Source organism: Achromobacter sp. PD1 (assembly GCF_048541815.1).
Taxonomy (GTDB): domain Bacteria; phylum Pseudomonadota; class Gammaproteobacteria; order Burkholderiales; family Burkholderiaceae_B; genus Achromobacter; species Achromobacter bronchisepticus_A.
Genome location: NZ_CP183349.1, coordinates 2,942,202 through 2,965,356 on the forward strand (window position 1 = coordinate 2,942,202; position 23,155 = coordinate 2,965,356).

General features: G+C 68.0%; 20 protein-coding genes. 8 read left to right on the plus strand and 12 right to left on the minus strand.

The features are described from left to right. Nucleotides 1-42: 42 nt before the first annotated feature. Complete coding sequence (locus ACM1PE_RS13825; protein ID WP_059373096.1) at nt 43-639, minus strand: short chain dehydrogenase; 597 nt, start codon at nt 637-639, stop codon at nt 43-45. A gap of 130 nt (nt 640-769) precedes the next feature. Here ACM1PE_RS13825 and ACM1PE_RS13830 point away from each other — a divergent pair, with 130 nt between their 5' ends. After that, nucleotides 770-1,660: a LysR family transcriptional regulator gene (locus ACM1PE_RS13830; RefSeq protein WP_059373098.1), complete on the plus strand. Its 891-nt coding sequence runs from the start codon at nt 770-772 to the stop codon at nt 1,658-1,660. Between the two features lie 43 nt (nt 1,661-1,703). Here ACM1PE_RS13830 and gcvA read toward each other — a convergent pair whose 3' ends face one another. Then, a complete protein-coding gene (gene gcvA, locus ACM1PE_RS13835; RefSeq protein WP_419343601.1) occupies nt 1,704-2,621 on the minus strand; it encodes a transcriptional regulator GcvA in 918 nt (305 codons plus the stop codon). Nucleotides 2,622-2,770: 149 nt separating this feature from the next. Between gcvA and ACM1PE_RS13840 the strand changes: the two genes are divergently transcribed. The 6 genes from ACM1PE_RS13840 (at nt 2,771) to ACM1PE_RS13865 (ending at nt 8,722) form a co-directional block, all read left to right on the plus strand. Then, on the plus strand, nt 2,771-3,445 hold the full coding sequence (locus tag ACM1PE_RS13840) for a cupin domain-containing protein (RefSeq protein ID WP_419343602.1): 675 nt from the start codon (nt 2,771-2,773) through the stop codon (nt 3,443-3,445). After that, the gene (locus ACM1PE_RS13845) at nt 3,442-4,554 is read left to right on the plus strand and encodes a flavin monoamine oxidase family protein (RefSeq protein ID WP_419343604.1); all 1,113 of its coding nucleotides are present in this window, start codon (nt 3,442-3,444) and stop codon (nt 4,552-4,554) included. The genes ACM1PE_RS13840 and ACM1PE_RS13845 overlap by 4 nt, the downstream gene beginning before the upstream one ends. Continuing rightward, nucleotides 4,551-5,621, plus strand: a complete 1,071-nt coding sequence (locus tag ACM1PE_RS13850; protein WP_419343605.1) for an alcohol dehydrogenase catalytic domain-containing protein — start codon at nt 4,551-4,553, stop codon at nt 5,619-5,621. Before ACM1PE_RS13845 ends, ACM1PE_RS13850 begins: the two co-directional genes overlap by 4 nt. A 25-nt stretch (nt 5,622-5,646) precedes the next feature. Then, nucleotides 5,647-6,870 (plus strand): MFS transporter, encoded by a 1,224-nt coding sequence (locus ACM1PE_RS13855; protein WP_419343607.1) that lies wholly within the window; start codon nt 5,647-5,649, stop codon nt 6,868-6,870. Nucleotides 6,871-6,927: 57 nt separating this feature from the next. Beyond that, a complete protein-coding gene (locus ACM1PE_RS13860; protein ID WP_059373637.1) occupies nt 6,928-7,956 on the plus strand; it encodes a MerR family transcriptional regulator in 1,029 nt (342 codons plus the stop codon). 79 nt (nt 7,957-8,035) lie between these two features. Next, nucleotides 8,036-8,722: a GntR family transcriptional regulator gene (locus ACM1PE_RS13865; protein ID WP_059373109.1), complete on the plus strand. Its 687-nt coding sequence runs from the start codon at nt 8,036-8,038 to the stop codon at nt 8,720-8,722. 16 nt (nt 8,723-8,738) lie between these two features. Here ACM1PE_RS13865 and ACM1PE_RS13870 read toward each other — a convergent pair whose 3' ends face one another. Then, on the minus strand, nt 8,739-9,623 hold the full coding sequence (locus tag ACM1PE_RS13870; protein ID WP_419343610.1) for a LysR family transcriptional regulator: 885 nt from the start codon (nt 9,621-9,623) through the stop codon (nt 8,739-8,741). 153 nt (nt 9,624-9,776) lie between these two features. Between ACM1PE_RS13870 and ACM1PE_RS13875 the strand changes: the two genes are divergently transcribed. Next, on the plus strand, nt 9,777-11,288 hold the full coding sequence (locus tag ACM1PE_RS13875) for an MFS transporter (protein WP_419343611.1): 1,512 nt from the start codon (nt 9,777-9,779) through the stop codon (nt 11,286-11,288). A 26-nt stretch (nt 11,289-11,314) separates the two neighbouring features. On the opposite strand, the gene ACM1PE_RS13880 is transcribed toward ACM1PE_RS13875, so the two are convergent. From ACM1PE_RS13880 to ACM1PE_RS13920, 9 genes are all read right to left on the minus strand, one after another. After that, a complete protein-coding gene (locus ACM1PE_RS13880; protein ID WP_419343612.1) occupies nt 11,315-12,598 on the minus strand; it encodes a cystathionine gamma-synthase family protein in 1,284 nt (427 codons plus the stop codon). Nucleotides 12,599-12,888: 290 nt separating this feature from the next. Then, nucleotides 12,889-13,902, minus strand: coding sequence for a response regulator (locus ACM1PE_RS13885; RefSeq protein ID WP_059373117.1), 1,014 nt, complete (start codon nt 13,900-13,902; stop codon nt 12,889-12,891). A 34-nt stretch (nt 13,903-13,936) separates the two neighbouring features. After that, on the minus strand, nt 13,937-14,947 hold the full coding sequence (locus ACM1PE_RS13890) for a chemotaxis response regulator protein-glutamate methylesterase (protein ID WP_059373119.1): 1,011 nt from the start codon (nt 14,945-14,947) through the stop codon (nt 13,937-13,939). Further along, complete coding sequence (locus ACM1PE_RS13895; RefSeq protein WP_059373121.1) at nt 14,944-17,202, minus strand: hybrid sensor histidine kinase/response regulator; 2,259 nt, start codon at nt 17,200-17,202, stop codon at nt 14,944-14,946. The genes ACM1PE_RS13890 and ACM1PE_RS13895 overlap by 4 nt, the downstream gene beginning before the upstream one ends. Beyond that, nucleotides 17,199-17,852 (minus strand): chemotaxis protein CheW, encoded by a 654-nt coding sequence (locus tag ACM1PE_RS13900; RefSeq protein ID WP_223283417.1) that lies wholly within the window; start codon nt 17,850-17,852, stop codon nt 17,199-17,201. The genes ACM1PE_RS13895 and ACM1PE_RS13900 overlap by 4 nt, the downstream gene beginning before the upstream one ends. 1 nt (nt 17,853) lies before the next feature. Beyond that, nucleotides 17,854-19,137: a CheR family methyltransferase gene (locus ACM1PE_RS13905; RefSeq protein WP_419343613.1), complete on the minus strand. Its 1,284-nt coding sequence runs from the start codon at nt 19,135-19,137 to the stop codon at nt 17,854-17,856. After that, complete coding sequence (locus tag ACM1PE_RS13910) at nt 19,134-19,670, minus strand: chemotaxis protein CheW (RefSeq protein ID WP_118933288.1); 537 nt, start codon at nt 19,668-19,670, stop codon at nt 19,134-19,136. Before ACM1PE_RS13910 ends, ACM1PE_RS13905 begins: the two co-directional genes overlap by 4 nt. Then, on the minus strand, nt 19,670-21,289 hold the full coding sequence (locus ACM1PE_RS13915) for a methyl-accepting chemotaxis protein (protein WP_419343614.1): 1,620 nt from the start codon (nt 21,287-21,289) through the stop codon (nt 19,670-19,672). Before ACM1PE_RS13915 ends, ACM1PE_RS13910 begins: the two co-directional genes overlap by 1 nt. A 248-nt stretch (nt 21,290-21,537) precedes the next feature. Beyond that, on the minus strand, nt 21,538-23,019 hold the full coding sequence (locus tag ACM1PE_RS13920) for an amidase (protein ID WP_419343615.1): 1,482 nt from the start codon (nt 23,017-23,019) through the stop codon (nt 21,538-21,540). Nucleotides 23,020-23,155: the final 136 nt, after the last annotated feature.

Below are 23,155 nucleotides of genomic sequence, written 5' to 3' on the forward strand. Positions count from 1 at the left end.
GGGTGGCGGCATGCCGCTACCGCGCCAGGACCTCCTGAGCAATCACCACACCCGGAACACCCGCCCCGTCTGCGCGCCTTCCACGCTGCGGCTGTAGGCCAGCGCGACGCGGCTGGCCGGCGCGGATTCGAAGCCCTGGAAGTACGGCCCGTAGGCATCCAGCGATTCCGTCAGGACCGTGGGGCTGACCGAATTGATGCGCACGCCCCGCAGTTCCACGGCGGCGCCGCGCACGAAACCGTCGATGGCGGCATTCACCGCGGAAGCATTGGCGCCGTAGCGGATCGGTTCATCGGTCAGGATGCCGCTGGTGAGCGTGATGGAACCGCCTTCGTTGACGTAATGCTGGCCGATCAGCGCCAGATCCACCTGCCCCAGCAGCTTGTCGTGCAGGCCGATCTTGAACTGCTCCGCCGTCATTTCGGCCAGCGGTCCGAAGTGCAGGCTGCCGGTGGTGGAGACGATGGCATCCACCTTCCCCACGCGCTCGAACAAGGCGCGGATGCTGTCGCTCCGGGTCACGTCGACCTGATGCTCGCCGCGCGTCTTGCCGACGGCAATGATGTCGTGGCGCTGGCCCAGCTCTTGGGCGACCGCGCGGCCGATGGTGCCGGTGGCGCCGATCAGGATGATTTTCATGGGAACTCCGATTCGTATGTTGTGGGGTGCGCCCGCGATACCGCCAGCGCTTGTACGCATTCTGGCCAAGGACGCATCCTGGAAAAATCCTAGAATGGTGGGTTCACTTCACACTCAGGGTGCGTAATCCATGGACCGCTTGCTCAGCATGGAAGTCTTTGTGGCGGTCGTTGAGCTGGGCAGCCTGACCGCGGCGGCGGCCCGCCACGAGATGTCGCCCGCCATGGCGGCCAAGCACATCAAGGGCCTGGAAGCGCGGCTGGGCCTGAGGCTGATGAACCGCACCACGCGCCGCCAGAGCCTGACGGAAGCGGGCCAGGCCTATTTCGCCCGCTGCAAGGTCATCCTGTCGGACATCCGCGATGCCGAACAAGGCGCCGAAGCCATGCGCGCGGCGCCGCGCGGCCATCTGCGCATCACCTCCACCGTGACCTTCGGGTCGTTCGCGCTGGCCCCCGCCATCGCCGACTACCTGTCCGAGTACCCCGACGTCAGCGTGGACCTGGCCTTGAGCGACGCCGTCGAAGACGTGGTGGCCTCGCGCTACGACCTGGCGGTACGCATCGGCGAACCCGCCGATTCCGGCCTGGTCGCGCGCAAGATCGGACGCTACCAGATGATCATCTGCGCGGCGCCAGCCTATCTGGAACGCCACGGCACGCCCGAAACGGCAAGCGACCTGGCGCGCCATCAATGCCTGGACTTCTCCTACTGGAACCGCCGCACCGGCTGGCGCCTGAACGCGGAGAATGGCGGCGCGGCCTACCCTGCGGGCCGCTTCGTGTCGAACAACGGCCAGGCGCTCAGGCAGGCGGCGCTGGCCGGATTCGGCATCGTGCTGCAGCCGGAGCTGCTGCTGGCCGAAGACGTGCGCGCGGGCCGACTGGTCCCGATTCTTGAATCGGCCTGGCCCGTGGCCCGGCCGATCACGCTGCTCTATCCCAAGGACCGCAAGGCCCTGCCCAAGCTCACGACCTTCGTGGAATTCATGGTGAAGAGATTCACCCGCGCCGCGAAGTAAGCGCGGCGGGTGTCACGCAAGGTCCGCCGGACTCCGAACCCGGCTACCGACAGGCAGCGGCCTCGTCGAACAGCCAATCGCGGAAGGCGGCCAATCGGGGCAGCTCCCGCTCCTGCGGCCGATAAACAACGTAGTAGGCCAACGCGGAGGGAACCGCCAGCTGCGGAAACAGGCGCACCAGGCGGCCGGCGGCGAGATCATCATGGGCCATCACGCTGCGGGCCAGCGCCACGCCATGGCCATCGATAGCCGCCTGCAGCACCGCGGCGGAATTGTTGATCTTCATGCCTCGGGCCGTGGATACGCCTTGCACGCCGACTTTCTCCAGCCACATGGCCCAGGTCGGAAATCCCGTCTGCGCGTCCATCGACAGATCATGGATCAAGGTCTCGCCCGCCAGCTCGGCCGGACGCTTCGCCGCCTTGCGCCGACGCAGCAGTTCCGGGGAACAGACCGGGTAGACCTCTTCGTCCATCAGCTTTTCCGCCGCCAGGCCGGGCCAGACGCCAGCGCCATAGCGCACACCGATATCGATCTGCTGGGCCGCGAAATCCACCGGCTTGAGGTTGGTGTCCAGGCGCACGTCGGTATCGGGCCAGGCATGCTGGAAGCGCTCGATCCGGGGCAGCAGCCACTTGGCGGCGAACGCCGGACTCACGGCCACGGTGAGCATGCCGCTCAAGGAACCTTCCTTCAAGCGCTCCAGGCCCAGCGCCAGCTTGCCGAGCCCCGCCTGTATCTCCGGCAACGCGCGTTCAGCCGCCGCCGTCGGGACCAGCCGCGCCTTGCCGCTGGCGCCGCGATGGAACAGCGGCGCGCCCAGCCATTGCTCCAGCGCGCGCACGAGCTGGCCCACTGCGGCAGGCGTCACGTGCAGCTCGGCCGCGGCTGCCGAAAAGCTTTGATGGCGCGCGCTGGCCTCGAAGGCGCGCAGCGCGTTGAGGTGCGCAAGAGACTTCATGGCGATAAAGTTTTTCTTTCTATTAGAGGTAGTTTATCTGGTTTGTCTGCTGCTGCCGATTGGCCAAGAATACGCTCTATCTCTAGCCTTTTCAGCACATGACAGCCAAGGGCCAGACGTCATCCTGAAATAGCTTTTCTACCAATATCATGCTTATCAACGTCGATTTCTCACGCAACGTCATCGTTACGCCGGAGCAGTACCAATGGATGCCGTCGCCGCAGCACGGCGTGGAACGCATGATGCTGGACCGCGTGGGCGGCGAACAGGCCCGCGCCACCAGCATCGTGCGCTACGCGCCGGACAGCCGTTTTCCACCGCACGCCCATCCCGGCGGCGAAGAAATACTGGTGTTGTCCGGCACTTTCTCCGACGCCAGCGGCGACTATCCGGCAGGCTGGTATCTGCGCAATCCGCCCGGTTCCGCCCATGCCCCTTCCAGCAGGAACGGCGCCACCATCTTCGTCAAATTGCGGCAGATGCCCGCGGATGAACAATCCATCGTGCGCATCGACACGCGCGATCCCGCTGCCTGGACGCGCGAGCGCGGCGGCGAAACCTGCCCGCTTTACTCCGCGTCCTATGAGCAGACTTGCCTGCGGCGCCTGCCCGCCCACGCACCGCTGCCACGGACCGCGGCCGCGGATGCGGAAATACTGGTGCTGGCCGGATCAATTGCCGATGGACAAACCTCTTACCCGCAAGGCAGCTGGCTGCGCCTTGCCCGTGGCGCGCACGCCGCGCTCGCCGCTGGCGCCCAGGGCGCTACCGTCTATCTGAAGACCGGCCATCTGCCGGACCCGAACGGCGGGAGCCAGCCATGACGACACAAGTGGACACCGTCATCGTCGGAGGGGGACTCTCCGGCCTGTACGCGTCCCTGCTGCTGCAGCGGCATGGCGCCGGCGGCCATCTGCTGCTGGAAGCGCGCGACAGGCCCGGCGGCCGCATCCTGGGCGCCGGTTCCTACGATCTGGGCCCCACGTGGTTCTGGCCTGCGATCCAGCCCGGGCTTGGCGCCATCGTCCGCGATTTCGGCTTGTCTATCATCCCTCAACACGAAGCGGGTTCCATGATGGTCGAGCGTTCAGGAACGCCGGTGCGCATGCATGGCTACCCCAGCCATCCGGAGTCCATGCGGCTGGCGGCCGGCATGAGCGGCCTGATCGATGCCCTGCGCGCACGCCTGGATCCGGCACGCATCAAGCTGGGCCAGACCGTGACCCGGCTGCGTGCGACCGGCCCCGCCATCGAAGTGCACGCGCGGGACAGCGAGGGACGGCCCAGCGTCTTTCAGGCCTCGCGAGTGCTGCTGGCCGTGCCTCCGCGCCTGGCGCAATCCCGTATCGATTTCGACCCTCCGCTGCCGAGCGCGCTGGCAACGCAATGGCGCGGCACGCCGACCTGGATGGCTCCCCATGCGAAGTACCTCGCCGTCTACGGCTCGGCATTCTGGCGCGAGCAAGGCATGTCTGGCGCGGCCCGCAGCAGCCGGGGGCCTCTGGCCGAGGTCCACGACGCCAGCACCCCGCAAGGTCCTGCCCTGTTCGGATTCGTAGACGTGCCCGCGGCGGCGCGCCGTTCCGTCGGCCAGGACGTGCTGATGGCCCACAGCCGCGCGCAGCTCGCCCGGCTGTTCGGCCCCCAGGCGCTCAAGCCCGAGCGGGAGTTCTACAAGGACTGGTCGCAAGACCCCGACACCTTCACGGCGGCGGACTGCATGGATGGCGGCGCGCACCCGGCCGCACCCGCGGTTGCGGCCGAGACTGGCGTATGGGCGGGCCGCCTGGCCGGGATAGCCAGCGAATGGTCCGCCGCATTCCCCGGCTATCTGGCTGGCGCCATCGATGCCGCGGACGCCGGCGTGAAGTGGCTGCTGGACCGCGCTGCACCCACCCCCAACGCGGTCCCGCCCGGAGTCCCCGCCCGATGACGCGCGTCCCTTCCACCTATCGCGCCATTCGGACCACCGCGCCCGGCCGGCTCGAATTCGTTGAATTGCCCACGCCCGAACCCGGCCCCGGAGAAGTACTGCTGCGTGTCGAAGCCTGCGGCGTCTGTGGCGCCGACGCGGCCGATATCGACAATCCGGCGCTGCAACGGCCGCGCATCCCGGGCCACGAAGCCGTCGGGCGCGTCGCCGCGCTCGGCGCGGGCGTCGACGCCCACTGGAACATCGGCCAACGCGTCGGCGTGGGACGCCTGGGCGGTCATTGCAGTACCTGCGCGCAATGCCGCCAAGGCCTCTTCAATCTGTGCACGAATCAACCGGTAGTCGGCGTCACCCAGGACGGCGGCTATGCCGAACTGATGCTGGCCCGGACGACCGGACTGGTTGCCATACCCGACGAGCTCGACGCCATACAAGCCGCCCCGATACTCTGCGCCGGCATCGCCACCTTCAACGCGCTCAGGAAATGCGGGGCGCAGGCCGGCGATCTCGTCGCCGTGCTGGGCATAGGCCGCCTGGGCCACATGGCGCTGCAATACGCCCGCCGCATGGGCATGAAGGTTGTAGCCATCGGCCGGGGCTGCGACATAGCCGCCGACGCCTTGCGCCTGGGCGCCCATGTCTACATCGACAGCAACGGTGAAGACGCCGCGCAACGGCTCCTCGGCATGGGCGGCGCACAAGCGCTGATCGCCACCATCACCGACACGCAGGCCGTGTCCGAGGCCATGCGCGGACTGGCTCCGCAAGGCCGCACGATGTTGCTGGGCGTGGGCCGCGTCCCGCTGGCGGTGCCTCCGGGCTTTCTGGTGGGCGGCGAGCGGACCGTTGCCGGGTCCATGACCGGCACGCCCTGGGAAACTGAAAAAGCGCTGAACTTCAGCGTACTTGCAGAGGCGCTGCCCATGGTCGAGACTCTACCCCTGGAACGCGCAGCCGACGCCTTGCTGCGCCTGAAGTCCGGCGAAGCGAAGTTCCGCGTGGTCCTGACCATGGACGCCGCGCGGGAACGACGCCGCACATGGCAAACCGCTACCCATAGCAACTAAAACCGCAAGCCTCGAGGAGACCCACTTGTCCGCATCAACCCCGGCGCCATCGGCCGCGCCCAGCGCTGAACTCTCGCCCCAGGCGCAGCGCGGCAACATCGCCCGGCTGACGATCGCCCAGGCGCTGGCAGGCGCCAACGCCGTCGTGGTCTACGCCACCGGCGCCATCGTCGGCGACATGCTGGCGCCGGACAAGGCGCTGGCGACCTTGCCCATTTCCCTCTTCGTGGTCGGCATGGCCGCCTGCATCCTGCCCATGGGCGCCATCGCCCGGCGTTACGGCCGCCGGGCCGCCTTTCTCGCCGGCACGGCCTGCGGCGTGCTCGTGGGTCTGCTGGCCGCAGCCGCCATCGTGCTGAGCTCATTCTGGCTGTTCTGCCTGGGCACCTTCTTCGGCGGCGCGTACGCCGCCGTCGTGCTGTCGTTCCGCTTCGCGGCGGCCGACGGCGTGTCTCCCGCCCGGCGCGCCCGCGCCCTGTCCTTCGTGATGGGCGGCGGCGTGCTGGCCGGCGTGGTCGGCCCGCAACTGGTCACATATACGATGTACCTGTGGCCGCTCCACATGTTCGCGGCGACCTATCTTGTGCAGGCCGCGGTCGCGGCGATCTCGGCCCTGGTCCTGCTGGGCGTGCACCTGCCCATGCCCAGCGCGGCCGAAGTCGCGGGCGGACGGCCGCTGGGCTTGATCGCGCGCCAGCCGCGCTTCATCACGGCCGTGGTCTGCGGCGCCGTCTCCTACTTGCTGATGAATTTCTTGATGACCGCCGCGCCGCTGGCCATGCATCTTTGCGGCCATTCGCAGGAAAGCGCCAACCTGGGCCTGCAATGGCACGTCATCGCCATGTACGGCCCCAGCTTCTTCACCGGACGCCTCATCACGCGTTTCGGCGCCGGACGCATCGTCACGGCGGGCCTGGCGCTGACCGGCCTGTCCGCGGCCATCGGCCTCACGGGGATCGACGTGGCGCATTTCTGGGTCACGTTGATCCTGCTGGGCCTGGGCTGGAACTTCGGCTTCGTGGGCGCGTCGGCCCTGGTTCTGGAATGCCACCGGCCCGAGGAAAGGACCCGGGTGCAGTCGCTCAATGACTTCATCATCTTCGGCACCATGGCGGTCGGCTCCTTCGCATCGGGCGGCCTGCTGGCCGCGTACGACTGGGCCACGGTGCTGTGGGTGTCATTCATTCCCCTGGCGATTGCGGCGGTCGCGCTGCTGGCCGGGTCCGCCAGGAGCCGCCAACAGGCTTGACCCTCACGCAACGTCATGTCCCAGAGTTCGTTCCGCGCCATCAACAGGAGGAATGCCGTGCAACTGAAAGTAGGAGAACTGGCCAAGCGCAGCGGACTGACCGTCCGCACGCTGCACCACTATCACGCGATCGGGCTGCTCACGCCTTCGGCGCGCGCCGACAACGGCTATCGGCTATATGGCCGCGACGACATTGCCCGGCTGCATCAGATCCAGGCGCTGCGCCGCTTCGGATTGCCGTTGGCCGAGATCGGCGCTTATCTGGACCAGCCCGACACTCCCATGGACGAGATCATCGCCAGGCAGATCGCGATGCTCGACCGCCAGATCCAGCAAGCCTCCCGGCTGCGCGAGCGTCTCGCCCAGCTGCAGGGCCAGTTGGCGCAAGGCAAGGAGCCAGAGCTGGCCGATTGGCTCACCACTCTGGAACTCATGACCATGTACGACAAGTATTTTTCCCCCGATGAACTGGCCCGCCTGCCCATGTACCGCAGCAGCCAGGATGGCGACGCGGACTGGCTCGCGCTGATCAAGGAGGTGCAGGCGCAGATCGATGCCGGCGCCGCACCCGAAGAGGCGCGACCGCGCGAATTGGCGTTGCGCTGGATGACCTTGCTGCTGCGCGACACCAATCGCGACCCGCGCCTGCTGGTCAAGCTGAACCGGATGCACGAACGGGAGCCCGCGATGCAGGCGCACATGGGCGTCTCGCCGGCCTTGCGCGACTACGTGCTGCAGGCCTTCTCGGAAAGCAAGCTGCGGATCTACGAGAAGTACCTCACCGCGGACGAGGCGCGCTACATGCGTGAGCATTATGGCGACCGCATCGGCGAATGGCCCGAGCTGATGGCCGACGTGCGCGACGCGCTCGACGCGGGCGCGGCGCCGGACTCGGCCACGGCGCTGGCGCTGGCCCGGCGCTGGCTGGACCTGTTCCGCAGCTATGCCGGCAACGACCCCGCCACCCAGGCGAAATTCCGCCAGGCGCTGATGAACGAGCCCGAACTCACCGCCGGCACCTGGACCGATGACGCCACCCTGTCGTTCATGCGGCAGGCGATGGGCGCGCTGGCGGCGGCGCGCTAGGCCCGGTCCGGCAGGCCCCGTCACCGCCGGGCCTGCCCATTTGCTAGACTGACCGGCCCTGTCCCTCTCCTGCCCCAACATGTCCCAGGAAGTCCGCCCCGACCCCAGCGCCGACGATATCGCCAAGGAAATCTCGGCGGCCATCGTCGCGCACAAGCTGCCGCCGGGCACACGGCTGCGCGAAGAGGCGCTGGCGGGGGTGTATCAGGTCAGCCGGACCAAGATCCGCGCCGCGTTGCTGATGCTATCCAAGGACAAGCTGATCAACATCGTGCCGGACAAGGGCGCCTTCGTGAGCAAGCCGGACGCGAACGAGGCGCGCGAGGTCTATGCCGTACGGCGCATCCTGGAAGCGGCGCTCGCGCGCGAGTTCGTGGCGCGGGCAACGGCGGCGGACTACCGCCGCATCGACGCGCACCTGGCCGCGGAGCGCCGCGCGCTGGAAGGCGGCGACGTGCAGGAACGCAACCGGTTGCTCGGGCATTTCCACATCCTGCTGGCCGAGGCCGTAGGAAATTCCGTGCTCACGGGGATGCTGCGCGAACTCTCGGCACGCAGCGCCGTCATCACCGTGCTGTACCAAAGCTCGCACGATGCCAGTTGCTCGTCGCAGGAACATCACGCCTTCATCGAGGCCGCCCGCGCGGGCGATGCCGACCGCGCCTGCGCGCTGATGGATGCGCATCTGGAACACGTGCAGACGGCGCTGGATTTCAAGAACGGCGGCCGCAGCGGCGGCGATCTGGTCAGCGCGCTGCTCAGTTGAAACCGGTCCGGCCGTGCTACGGCCGCGCCTGCGTCCCCGCCAATAGCTGGCCCATGCGCTGCTGCAGCCAGAGTTCCGTCTCGCTCAGGCTGCCGCCCCTGAGCCACAGCGTGCGCACGGACAGCATGGGCAGGAACAGGTCCGCGCAACGCACGCTGACCAGCGCGTTGCTGAAGCCCTCGTATTCGCCGATATTCAGCGGCAGGATGGCCCAGCCCACGCCATTGGCCGCCATGGCCGCGATGTTGTAGCTGCTGTCGGCCCGCCAGACCGAGGGGCTCAGCACCACCTGGTCTACGCCGTCCATCTGCATGAGCAACTGCCTGTGCCGCGCCAGATCGTTGCGCCCGACCTCGGGCAACGCGGCCAGCGGATGGCCCTGGGCCACGAAGATGCCTTGCGCCACGTTGCCCAGATGGCGGTGGGCGAAGGCGCTGCCGGGATCGCCGCGATCGAACTGGAAGGCCAGGCTGGCGCGGCCCTGCTCCACGTATTCGGCGACCTCCGTCGCGGTGCCGTTGAGCTGGGTCAGCTCCAGCGCCGGATAGCGTTCGGCCAGTTCCTTCAGCAACTGGTCGGCCACCAGATAAGGCAGGCCTTCGTCCAGCGCAAGGCCCAGGCGCGCTTCGCGCCCGGCGGCGAACGACAAGGCGCGCTGCTCCAAGGCGCCCGCTTGCCGCAGCAGCTCCTGGGCCTCCTGCAGCATGACTTCCCCGGTAGCCGTCAGCGCGGCGTTGCGCCGCGACCGGTCGAACAGCTCCACGCCCAGATCCGTTTCCAGCAGGCCCACCGAGGTGCTGATCGCCGATTGCGCCTTGCCCAGGCGCCGCGCGGCCGCCGAGAACGATCCCGATTCCGCGGCGGCGACGAAATGCCGCAGCTGGTCCAGTGTCCATTGCATATCCCAGCCCTCCCTTATCCATCCATTTTATAGATGATTTCCAACTTTTTTATGGCAAATAGAAGATGGATAATGGCGCGCTCTGGAACCCGGCCATCCCGGCCCCGCCCGTATCCTCGGCGCGGCAGGCGTTTCAGTTTCAGGAGTAGAACCATGCAGCGGACTGAACCGAACGCTGTCGCCACGGCCGCGCCCGGCCGCTGGCTGGTGCTGGCCATCGTGTCCAGCGCCTTGCTGTTGATCGTGGTCGACATGACCGTCCTCTATACCGCCCTGCCCCGGCTCACGCATGAGCTGAACGTCAATGCGTCGGAAAAGCTGTGGATCGTGAACATCTACGCGCTGGTCGTGTCCGGCCTGCTGCTGGGCATGGGTACGCTCGGCGACCGCCTCGGCCACAAGCGCCTGTTCATGGCGGGGCTGGTCGTGTTCGGCGCGGCGTCCCTGTGCGCGGCCTACTCGCCAGGCGCGGCCACGTTGATCGCGGCGCGCGCGCTGCTGGCCGTGGGCGCCGCCATGATGATGCCGGCCACGCTGTCCATCCTGCGCCTGACCTTCGCCGACGAGCGCGAACGCGCCATCGCCATCGGCGTCTGGGCCTCGGTGGCCTCGGGCGGCGCCGCGGTCGGTCCGGTGGTGGGCGGCGTGCTGCTGGAGCATTTCTGGTGGGGTTCCGTATTCCTCATCAACGTGCCCATCGTGCTGCTGGCGCTGCCGCTGGCCTGGCGCCTGATCCCGGCCAGCCGTCCGGACGCCTCGCGCCCCTGGGATCTGCTGGGCTCGCTGCAGGTCATGGCCGGCTTGATCCTGTGCGCCTACGCGCTGAAGGAACTGGGCAAGACCGCCCCTTCCTGGCGCGATGCCGGCCTGGCCTGCGCCGCGGGCGCGGCCATGCTCGCCGTATTCGTGCGGCGCCAGCGCGCGCGGCCCTATCCGCTGATCGACTTCGCCATCTTCCGCAACCTCAGCTTCAGTTCGGCGGTGGCGGCCGCGCTGTTCGCCGCCGCCGCGCTGCTGGGCATGGAGCTGGTGTTCAGCCAGCGGCTGCAGCTGGTCATGGGCATGTCGCCGTTGGAAGCCGCGCTCTTCATCCTGCCGCTGTCGCTGGCCGCTTTCATCGCGGGTCCTCTGGCGGGCTGGCTGCTGGGCCGCGTCAACAGCGCCACCATGCTGTTCCTGTCGCTGCTGGTCTCGGGCCTGGGCATGACCGGCTACCTGCTGAGCTATGACGCCGCGCTGCTGCCGCAGATGGTCAGCCTGTGCGTGCTGGGCGCGGGCATAGGCGCCACCATGACCGCGGCGTCCAGCACCATCATGCAGAGCGCCACCCCGGAGCGCGCCGGCATGGCGGCCTCGATCGAAGAGGTCTCGTACGAACTGGGCGGCGCGCTGGGCGTCACCCTGATGGGATCGATCCTGTCCGGCGTCTATGCGCACACGCTGGCCGTGCCGGCGGGCCTGCCCCAGTCCGAGCTGGCGCGCGACAGCCTGGACCAGGCCCTGATCGTGGCGGACGGACTGTCGTCGGACCTGGCCATGGCCTTGACGCGCCTGGCCAAGACCGCCTTCGACACCGGCTATGCCGCGGTCATCGCCACCGCGGCGCTGATGCTGCTGGTCACGGCGGGATTCGTGCTGTTCAACCGGCGGCGCATGGCGGCCTGAAACCGGCCGGCCATGCCGGCCCCGGCTCAGCAGTTGCGGAAGGCGTGGTCCATGTCCGCGATCAGGTCTTCCTCGTGCTCCAGTCCGATCGACACGCGCACCAGCCCCTCGGACACGCCGGCCGCCTCGCGCTCGGCCGCCGGCACGCCGGAATGCGTGGTGGACGCCGGGTGGCAGATCAGCGATTCAGTGCCGCCCAGGCTGACGGCCGACTTGAAGAGGTGCAGCGCATTGATGAAGCGAAAGGCCTTGGCGCGCCCGCCCTCCAGCACGAAGGCGAAGGTCGAGCCCGGCCCGCTGCACTGGCGCTTGTAGACGTCCTGGTAGGCCCGGTCGGCAATCATTTCTGGATGGAAGATCTGCACTTTTTCATGTGGATTGCCGGACAGCCATTGGGCCACCTTGGTCGCCGTGCGCGCGGCCTGCTTCATGCGCAGCACCACGGTTTCCATCGAGCGCGTGATCATCCAGCAGGAATGCGGGTCCAGCTGCGAACCGAAGGCGCTGCGGATGGCGCGCACCTTCTTGATCAGCGCCTTGCTGCCGGTGACGGCCCCCGCAACCAGGTCGCTGTGGCCGCCCACGTACTTGGTCAGCGAATACACGCACAGATCCACGCCATGCTCGGCCGGCTTCTGGAAGATCGGGCCCAGCAGCGTGTTGTCGCACACCGACACGGGACGATAGCCGTGCCGTGTTTCGAAGGCGTCCAGCTCATTCTTCATGGCTTCGAAATCGATCAGCGCATTGGTCGGATTGGCGGGCGTTTCAACAAAGAACAGGCGCACCGGCCCCTGGGCCGCCGCGGCCTCCAGCGCGGTGCGCATGCTCTTGGCCGACAGGCCGTCTTCGACCGCATGCGAGCCTATGCCCCACTCCGGGAAGATCTTGGAGATCAAGGTCTCGGTGCCGCCATACAGCGGCACGGACTGCACCAGTTGATCGCCTGGCCGCAGAAAGGCCAGGAACACCGCGCTGATCGCCGACATGCCGCTGGAAGTCACCGCGGCATCTTCCGAGCCATCCAGCAGCGCCAGGCGGTCTTCGACGATTTCCAGATTGGGATGGTTGAAGCGGCTGTACACCAGCCCCGCCGACTCCCCCTGCGGCAAGGGCTTGCGGCCCGAAACCAGGTCGAAGAACGCCGCGCCGTCCTCGGCCGAGCGGAACGCGAAGGTGGACGTCAGGAACACCGGCGGCTTGACCGCGCCCTCCGACAGGAAGGGATCGAAGCCGTAGGACATCATCTGGGTTTCGGCATGCAGCGGGCGGCCGAAAATGTCCTTCTTGTGATAGCTGGAGTAACTCATGCTGTGCCTCTCTGTCTGGTTTCCGGATGCCCGGCCGGGCCGCCGGGCAGACGCGTCACGCATGCGGAAACGATAGCGCTGCCGGCCCCGGACTGCATGGAAGAATGACGGTGGCCGGCCTCAAGGGCCCTTCCACCTGCATCGTCCGGCAGGGACAGTGAGAAACAATATTTCTCTTCAGCAGGATTTCATGAAAGACGCTGCCGGGTTACATCAACTTGGCGCAATCGCTTGGAAAATCATGAGATCCCGCGGAAGATGGCTGGCGCAGCCTGCCCGCGGCCGCGCCCCTACATCACGCCGGGAACGACGCGGTTGCGGCCCTGCCGCTTGGCTTGATAGAGGCCGCGGTCGGCCACCTGGATCAGGTCGGTGCAAGGCTGGTCGCCCTGAGGCACCGCCGTGGCCGTGCCTATGCTGACCGTCAGCCAGGGGCCATCACCCGTGTCCTTCTGCGGAATCTGCATGGCCTCGACGGCGCGGCGCAGCTTCTCGGCGGCCAGCCGCGCGCTGCCGGCCGGCGTGCCCGGCAGCACCAGCGCGAACTCTTCGCCGCCGAATCGCGCCGCCAGGTCGGTGGACCGGTCGCAGCTGGCGAAGATGGTGTTGGCCACCCGCTTGAGCGCCTCGTCGCCAGCGATGTGGCCATAGGTGTCGTTGTAGGCCTTGAAGTGGTCCACGTCGATCATGAGCATGCTGATTTCGCGGCCGTCGCGGCGCGCGCGCTGCCATTCCGCATTCAGGTACTCGTCGAAATAACGGCGGTTGCCCAGGCCCGTCAGGCCGTCGGAATTGGTCAGCCGGCGCAGCTCCATATTGCTTTCCAGCAGTTGCTGCTGGCTCTGGCGCAAGGCCTGGTAGGCCTCGTCGCGCTGCACCAGCGCCAGATACGAGCGCGAGTGATAGCGGATGCGCGCCACCAGTTCAATGGAGTCGGGCAGCTTGACCAGGTAGTCGTTGGCGCCGGCGGCAAAGGCCGCGCTCTTGATAGCCGGATCTTCCTTGGTGGACAGCACGATGATGGGGATGTCGCGCGTCACCGGATGGCCACGGTACTCCTGCACCAGGCTCAGTCCGTCCACGCCCGGCAGCACCAGGTCCTGCAGGATGACGGTGGGCCGGGTCTGGATCGCCACGGTCAGCGCTTTTTCCGGGTCCGAGCAATAGTGGAAGTCGATGTTGCCCTCCGTGGCCAGGGCCCGTCTGATGGCCTCGCCGACCATCACCTGGTCGTCGACGAGCAACACCATGGCCGCATGCGAATTCAGGTTCGCCGAAGCCGAGCTGTCAATGGGAGGTTGCATAGTGAGTCCTTGAATGCTGTCGTGGTCCGCGCGCTCAGGCAAAGGCCTGGATCACGCGGGGAGCGATTTGGTCCAATGGGCGGATTTCCACGGCCGCCTGCATGGCGGCCGCGGCCTTGGGCATGCCGTAGACGGCGCTGCTGGCCTGGTCCTGTGCAATCGTCAGGTAGCCGCGCTCGCGCAGCGCCTTCAGCCCGCGCGCGCCATCCTGGCCCATGCCCGTCAGCAGCACGCCGACGGCCAGGCCGCGCCAGTGCTGCGCCACGCTATGGAAAAAAACGTCGATGGAAGGCCGGTACAGGCTTTCCTTGGGGGTTTCGGTGTAACGCAGCGTACCGTCAGCCAGCATGTGCAGGTGATCGCCCGTGCCAGCCAGCAGTATCTGGCCGGGCTCGGGCCATTCGCCCTCGCGCACCAGCCTGACGGGCAGCGGCGCCTGTTCATTGAGCCAGTCCGCCATGCCCGCGGCAAACGAGGCGTCCACGTGCTGTACCAGCACGATACCGGCGGGGAACTCCGGCGGGATTCCCTTCAGCAGTTGCGCCAGCGCCGGCGGGCCGCCAGCCGACGCGCCGATGACCAGGAGCCGCTTGGCGTCCGCCAGCTGCATGGGCCGTGCGACCGGCGTCAGGGCGGGCCGCTTGCCGTAGCGGCCGATCAGCCAGCCCACGTTGCGGATCTTGCGCAGCAGCGGCGCCGCCGCCATGCGCATGTCGCCGCTGCCGATCACTGGCGTGTCCGCCGCGTCCAGCGCCCCGTGGCCCATGGCGTCGAACACGCGCGAGGTATGGCGCGCCACGTCGGCGGTCACCACCACGATCGCGCAGGGCGTTTCGGCCATGATGCGGCGCGTGGCTTCGACGCCGTCCATGATGGGCATGATGAGGTCCATCAGCACCACGTCCGGCCGGTCGCGGGCGCACAGGTCCACGGCCTCCTGGCCATTGGTCGCGACCCAGGCGAGGTCCAGCCCCGGCTCCAGCGCGATCGCGCGCCGCAGCACTTCCACTGCCATCGGCATGTCGTTGACGATTCCGACTCTCACGTGCGCGCCTTTCCGATCAGGTCTTCCACCGCGTCGAGCAGCGCGTCGTCATGGAAGCTGCCCTTGGCCAGATAATAGTCGGCGCCGGCGTCCAGCCCGCGCCTCCTGTCTTCTTCCCTGTCCTTGTACGACACCACCATCACCGGCAGGCCCTGCAGCTTGGGATCGGCCTTGATGCGCGACACCAGTTCGATGCCGTCCATGCGCGGCATGTCCACGTCGGTCACCACCAGGTCGAATGCCTCGCTGCGCAACATGTTCCAGCCGTCCATGCCGTCCACGGCCACGGCCACGTCGAAGCCGCGGTTCAGCAGCAGCTTGCGTTCCAGCTCCCGCACCGTGAGCGAGTCGTCCACCACCAGCACGCGCTTGCGCCGCCGCGCCTGTTCGGCCGCGCCCGCGCCGTCCACCCGGCTCAGCTGTCCGCCTTCCACCAGCTTCTGCACCGACACCAGCATGTCTTCCACGTCCAGGATCAATAGCGGCGTACCGTCGTCCATCAGGGCGCCCGCCATCACGTCCTGCACCTTGCCCAGGCGCGGGTCCAGGGGCTGCACCACCAGCGTGCGTTCGCCCACGTAACGGTCCACGGCCACGCCGTAAAGCCGGTCGTGGTCGCCCACCAGCACCACGCACACCGTTTCGGCGGCCGGCGCGGCGCCGCCCGTGCGCAGGATCTGGCGCGCGGAAACCAGCCCGATCTGGCGGTCCATGAAACGGAAATGCTGATGCCCTTCGAGCTGTTCGATGTCTTCGGCGCGCACTTGCAGCGCGTGGTTGACGTAGGCCAGCGGGAAAGCGTAGATCTCTTCCTGCACCTCGACCAGCAGGCTGCGCACCACCGACAGCGACAAGGGCATCTCCAGCATGAAGCGGGTGCCCTGCCCCGTCACTTGCTGGATGCGCACCGCGCCGCGCAACTGGCGCACCATGGTCTGCACCACGTCCAGCCCCACGCCGCGCCCCGAGATCTCCGTGACTTCGCCGCGCGTGCTGAAACCCGACAGGAACAGGAACTCCAGCAGCTCGGCCTCGGTCAGCCGGGCCGCGGTTTCCGCGCTGGCCAGCTTGCGCTGCACCACTTCCACGCGCAGCCGGTCCAAGGAAATGCCGGCGCCGTCGTCGCTCAGTTCGATCAGCAGCATGCCGGCCGCATGGCGCGCCGACAGCCTGATCCGGCCTTCGGCCGGCTTGCCCGCGGCCAGCCGGTCCTGCGGCATCTCGATGCCGTGGTCCACTGCGTTGCGCAGCAGGTGCATCAGCGGCGCATCCAGCTTTTCCAGGATGTCGCGATCCACCTGGGTGGATTCGCCTTCGATCTCCAGCCGCACCTGCTTGCCCAGCGCGCGGCCTACATCGCGGACCATGCGCGCCATCCCGCCCACCCCGTCGCCGAACGGCCGCATGCGGCAGGCCAACGCGGTGTCGTACAGACGCTGGGCCAGGTGGCCCATGCGCCAGCCAAATTCGTCGACCTCGCTGGTGCGCTGCGACAGCTCCTGCTGGCATTGCTGGACGATGCGCAAGGCATCGTCCAGCGCGGCTTGCGCCTGCGCGTCCAGCGCCTGGCCAGCCAGGGCCGCGCGCACGCCATCCAGCGCCTGGACCGCGCCCGCCTGCATGCGCTTCAGACGCAGCATGGACGCGCCGAAGGGCGCGATCCAGTGCGACTCCACCAGGGTTTCGCTGGACAGGCCCAGCAATTTGTTGAGGGTGTCGGCAGTCACGCGCAGCACGCGTTCGCCCTCGCCCAATCCCGCGTCCGAGCTGCGCCGTTGCGGCGCGGTGGCGGGCGGCTCATCCAGGACCGGAATCGGCGGCAGGAAATCCGCGGGCTTGGGGAGCGGCGCGGCAGCCGGCGCTGCCGGCAGCGCATGCGGCGCATTGCTCAGCCGCGCCACCAGTTCGTCGATCTCGCTGCCCAGCTCCGCGCCCGGCGTGGCCACGCGCTGCAACAGGTCCGCGCCCATCAACAGGGCGTCGATGTCCGCGGCCTGCAGCCGCAGCCGGCCTTCGCGCGCCTCGACCAGGCAATCCTCCATGGCGTGCGCGATGCGCACCGCCGGATGCAGATCGACGATGCGGGCCGCGCCCTTGAGCGAATGCGCCGCGCGCATGCAGGCTTCCAGCTGCGGCGCGGACGTGGGGTCGTGTTCCAGTGCCAGCAGGCCCTTGTTCAGCACCTGCACCTGGGTGCGGGTCTCCAGCTGGAACAATTCCAGAAGCGAGGCGTCGCGCATCTGTTCCGGATTCACGCCAGGCTCCGTTCCAAAGCTTGCATCAGCAAGGTCTCGTCCAACACGCCCACCGCGCGTCCGCCGCAGCGGGCCATGCCGCGCGAGTACTTGAGGCTTGCGCCCTCCACGGTCGCGGGCAGGGGCTCCAGCCCGTCCAGGTCCACCGCATGCATGCCTTCGACCTCATCCACCGGCACGACCACCGCGCGGCCCGCGCCGCCCAGGATCAGCATACGCGCCGTGGCGGGCCGCTCGCGCGCGTCCTCGACCGCGGCCTCCAGGCCCAGCAGGCGCGCCAGCGATACGCACACGGTAAGGGAGCCGCGCACGTTGGTCACGCCCAGCATCGCCGGGTCACGGCGGTGCGGCAGGCTCAGGATGCCGCGGCTGCCGGCGACTTCGTCCAGCGCGCGGGTGGGCAGTCCCAGCCATTCGCGGTGCACGCGGAACACCAGCAACGAAGACAGCCTGCCGCGCTCCTGCGGGGCCGCTTCGGCGCCCTGCTCTTCCATTTGCGGCGGCAGACGGTCAAGTATGCGCTTGGCCGCCGCCGCATAGACCGGACAGTTGCGGCAGTGCACGTGCTCGGCCAATTGCGCGCAACTCTTGTCGCCGCGGATGCCGATGCGGTTCCAGCAGTCGTCCACGTCGGACAGCGCGTGCATCATTTCATCCACGTCGCGCCTCCCCGCGCGCCGCGCGCGCCTGCAGGCGGCTGGCCGCTTCGTGATCGCCGTCCGACGCCACCAGCGCGGCCAGGTGCAGCAGGGCTTCGCGATGGGTCGGATCCAGGTAGAGCGCCTTGCGGTAGGCCGCTTGCGCCTGGCGCGCGTCGCCTGCCGCGTCCTGCAGCAGGCCTTGCAGATACAGGGCCTCGGCGCTCGCGCCGTGGGTGCCTATGTGCGCCAGGCACTGCGTCATCGCGTCCTGCACCCGGCCCTGGTCGGCCAGGGTCGCGATATGGCGTAAGGAGGCCTGCGCGTCGGGCAACGCGGCCGAGGCGGCCACGGGCGCCGCGGGTATCGCCGGCATGGGCGCATGCGCCAAAGGCAGGCCTGGCTCCGGCGCCTGGGCCAACGGCCTCCTGGGCGGCGTCCAGCTGTGCACGATGGGCCGCGCAGCCACCGGCGCGGCAGGTTCCGCGGGCGGCGGCAGCGGCTTGGCCAGAAAGGCGAACGAACGCGCCATCGGCACCGCGGGCAGCCTGCGGCCCGTCAGCAAGGTGGTTTCGGCCGGGCCGACGAAAAGCACGCCATCCTCGCGCGTGAAGCTGCGCAGCACCTGCACCGCGCGGGCCTGCGTCGCCGCGTCGAAGTAGATGAGCAGGTTGCGGCAGAACACGAAGTCATAAGGCGCCACCCCGGCCAGCAGATCGGGATCGAACAGGTTGCCCGCCTGAAACCGCACCTGCGCCGCCACCTGGGCGGCCAGTTGGTGGCCGTCGGCGGTCTCGGAAAAATAACGGTCGCGATAGCCCAGGTCATCGCCGCGGAACGAATTGCGGCCGTACAGGCCGCGCCGCGCGAACTCGACCATGCGCACGCTGATGTCGAAGGCGTCGATCTGGAAGCGTTCGGCGGGCACGCCGGCGTCCAGCAGCGCCATGGCAATGGAGTAAGGCTCCTCGCCGCTGGAACAGGGCACGCTCAGCACGCGCAGCACACGGCCTTCGGCGCCCGCGACGTACAGGCGCGCCCGCGCCAGCGCGGCCATGGCCGTCTGCGATTCGGGATAACGAAAAAACCAGGTCTCCGGCACGATGACCGCTTCGATCAGCTGCTGCATCTCGGCGGGTGCAGCCTGCACCTGCCACAGATAGTCCTGTTCGTCGGCAATGCCGGCCATGCCCATTCTGCGCCGCACCGCGCGCTCCACGGCGGCCTTGCCGATGGAGCCGCTATCCAGGCCCATGCGCCGCTTGAGCAAGGCGCTGAACTCGTCGATCAGCATCATGGCCGCGCCTCGCGCGCCGCGCCAGCGGCATCGGCATGGGCGGGAAACAGCAGCGCCCGCACCGGGGCGGGCAGCAGGTCGTCCACGTTGACGGCCTGCACCATGCCGCCGGCATCGCCGAGCACCGCGCCCAGATAGCGCGCCTGCGGATTGTCCAGGCCGCCGGACTGGAACGCGGCGGGATCGTAGTGCACGGTTTCGGTCGCCTGCTCCAGGATCAGTCCCAGCAGATGCTCCGGCCCGCCCGCCTGCGCCTGATAGCGCACCAGGGCCAGCCGGGTGCTGGTCACGGCGGCGGCCGCTCCGCCCCCCGCCAGCGCGCTCATGTCGATGACGGGCACTGCCACGCCGCGGCGGTCCATCACGCCGGCCACCCACGCGGGCGCGCCCGGCACCTGCTTGAACTGGCGCAGGCCCAGCACCTCGGCAATGTCCCTTGCGTCCAGCGCATAGCGGTCGCCGCCGATGCGGAACAGCAGGTACAGCCGGCGTCCGGCCGCGGCAGAGGGAGCGTGCTGCGCCATGGCAACCATCACACCTTGAAGCGCGAAACGCCGCTGCGCAGGTCGTTGGCGACCAGCGTCAGTTCCTCGATCGCCAGCGTGGACTGGCGCAGCGATTCCACGGTCTGCTGGGCGGCGTCGCTCAGCTGTTGCAAGGCCTGGTTGATCTGTTCGGCGCCGGTGGCCTGCGCCTGCATGCCTTCGTTGACCATCTGCACGCGCGGCGCCAGCGTCTGCACCTGCTGGATGATCTGCGACAGCTGGTCGCCCACCTGTTGCATGTCGGCCATGCCGCGCCGCACTTCCTCGGAGAACTTGTCCATGCCCATGACGCCGGCCGACACGGAGGACTGGATCTCGCGCACCATCTGCTCGATGTCGTAGGTAGCGACGGCGGTCTGGTCCGCCAACCGGCGGATCTCGGTCGCCACCACCACGAAGCCGCGGCCGTATTCGCCCGCCTTCTCGGCCTCGATCGCCGCGTTCAGCGACAGCAGGTTGGTCTGGTCCGCCACTTTCGTGATGGTAGTAACCACTTGTGTGATATTGCCGGCCTTCTCGTTCAGGATCGCCAGCTTGGCGTTGACCGAACCGGCCGCGCCGACCACGTTGCGCATGGTGTCTTCCATGCGCGCCAGGCCCACCTGGCCGCTGCCCGCCAGCGCCGCGGTCTGCTCGGCGGCGCCGGAGACTTCGGCCATGGTGCGGACCAGCTCGCGCGAGGTCGCGGAAATTTCGCGCGAGGTCACGCCGATCTCGGTGGTGGTGGCGGCGACTTCGGAAGCCGTCGCCTGCTGCTGCTTGGAGGTGGCCGCGATCTCGGTAACGGAGGTGGCCACCTGCACCGCGGAGCGCTGCGTCTTGCCGACCAGCCCGGTCAGCTCGTCCACCATGCCGTTGAAGCCGGTTTCGATGGCGTTGAATTCGTCCTTGCGCGCCAGCGTCAGGCGCCGCGTCAAATCGCCGCCGCCGGTGGCCTCCAGCGTCTTGACGATGGCGCGCATGGGATTGGCGATGGCGCGCATCAGCAGGATGCCGCAGATGATGGCGGCCACGATCGCCAGGCCCAGCGACAGCAGCATGCGCGTTTCGGCGCTGCTCACCGATTGCTTGATGGCGACGGCCGCTTCATCGGCTTGTTTCTTGTTTTCCAGCACCATCCTGGCGAGGATGTCGCGGCCCTTGTAGAACGCCGGCCGCAGTTCGGCCTTGATCAGCCCCTGCGCCCGCGCCGGGTCCGCCAGCGTGGCGGGCGCAAGAATGCTGGCGCGAATGCGTCTGTACTCCTGCAGTTCTTTCTCGAACTCCTCGAACATCTGCCGGTCATCGTCGCGCGCGATGGTGCGGCGGTACTGTTCAGTGTGTTCCGCCAGCAGCTTGTCGGTTTCGGGCAGACCCGCCAGGATGCTGCTGCGTTCCTGCTCCGTCTCCATGTTGAAGGCATCCTGGACCAGCACGAAACCGGCGAACCAGGAGGCGCGGATCGAGGTGCTGTAGTAGATGCCGGGCACGGCATCGTTATTGATCAGCTCGACTTCGGACTCGATGACCAGCAGGCGCCGGTAATCCATCACCACCATCAACGCCATGATGGCCAGAATCGCCAGGAAGCTGGCCAGGATGCGCTGGCGTAGTGTCAGATTCTTCATGCCGGGAGACCTCTATGCAAAATCAACTCGTCGATTGGACCGAAATATTCTGGAACAAAACCAGGGACATAAGGCTGTCCATTTATTACGGGATGTTGTGAGTTGGTCGACAATTATTGCAAAGGCAAACGCCGACAGCCACGTAAAACGCGGAAATTGCCGGAAATATGGCGTTTTGCGTCGGAAAAAAGCAAAGCCCTCTTACAAGGGCTTGTCTTTTCCCGCAACAATGCGTACCGGACCCGTTTTCAGGCGGCGCCGCTCCAGAGCGCCGCGGGCGGGCGGGATTGCACCCAGTCCCGCGCCTGCCCGTAGGCGTGCGCAAGCTGCAGCACGGCCAGGTCGGCCTGCGGCGGCCCGATAAGCTGCATGCCCATGGGCAGCCCGGCGGCGTTGAATCCCACCGGCACGCTGATCACCGGGCAGCCCGCCAGCGTCCAGGGCGTAACGGTCTCCATCCAGCGGTGATAGGTGTCCATGGGACGCCCGGCGATCTCCTTGGGCCAGTCCAGCGCCGCGTCGAAGGGGAACACCTGGGCCGACGGCACCGCCAGATAATCCACGTCGTCAAACATGCGCAGCACGGTCTGATACCAGGCGCTACGCTCTTCCGTGGCCTGGTAAACCTGCCGCGCCGTCATGCCTTCCAGCCCTTCGACCTCCCAAACCACGGCGGGCTTCACCAGCTTGCGGGTTTCGGGATTCTGGACCAGGGGGTGCAGTTGTCCGCCCACCATCAGGTGGCGGTGGGCCAGCCAGATGCGCCAGAGGCGCTCGCCGGCGAATGGCACCTGGTAGTCGACCGCTACGCAGCCGGTCTGCGCCAGGTCGGCCAGCGCCTGCTCGCACAGTTCCAGAATGCCCGCCTCCATCGGCAGATAGCCATTCCAGTCGCCCAGCCAGCCCACGCGCTTGCCGCGCAGGTCGGCGTCCAGCGGCTGGGCGAACTGCGCCGGGTCGCCGGTCAGGGACAACGGCACGCGGCGATCGGGGCCGGCCATCACGGACAGCAGCATGGCCACGTCGCGCGGCGTGCGGCCCATCGGCCCCTCAAACGCGAGCTGCTTGAGGAACACCTCGGTCGATGGCCCGTAAGGCACCCGGCCGGCGGACGGACGCATGCCGTAGACGTTGCAGAACGCCGCGGGATTGCGCAGCGAGCCGCCGAAATCGCTGCCGTCCGCCACCGGCAACATGCGCGCCGCCAGCGCAGCCGCCGCCCCGCCGCTGCTGCCGCCCGCTGTCCGGGAAGGGTCGTAGGGGTTGCCGGTGGCGCCATACACCTGGTTATAGGTGTGCGAGCCCAAGCCGAACTCCGGCACGTTGCTGCGGCCGATGAAGATGGCGCCGGACGCGCGCATGCGTTCGATGATGATGGAGTCATGCGCCGTGACCTGATCCTTGTAGACCAGCGAGCCCATGGACGTGACCATGCCGCGCACCGCGGTCAGGTCCTTGGGCGCCTGCGGCATGCCATGGAGCCAGCCCAGCCACTGTCCCGCGGCCAGTTGGGCGTCGCGCTCATCGGCTTCGCGCAGCAGTTCGTCGCTGTCACGCCGCGCAACGATGGCGTTGAGCTTGGGATTGACCCGGTCGATGTGCGCCAGATAGGCCGCCATGACCTCGCGGCAAGACACCTGACGCTTGCGGATCGCCTCGGACAGCGCGTGCGCGGGCAGCGCCACGATGTCGTTCAATGGGGCGGCTGCGGCCGGGGCGGCAATGGTCATGCGGGTCTCCTTGCGGCGCGCCTTCGACTCGGGGCGCCTGTTCATATGGGGTCGCGCTTGCCGGACGCCGGCCGCGCAGGCAGACAATACTACGCAAACCACAGGCGCCGCGCTTGCCGCGCCGGATCCCGCGGCA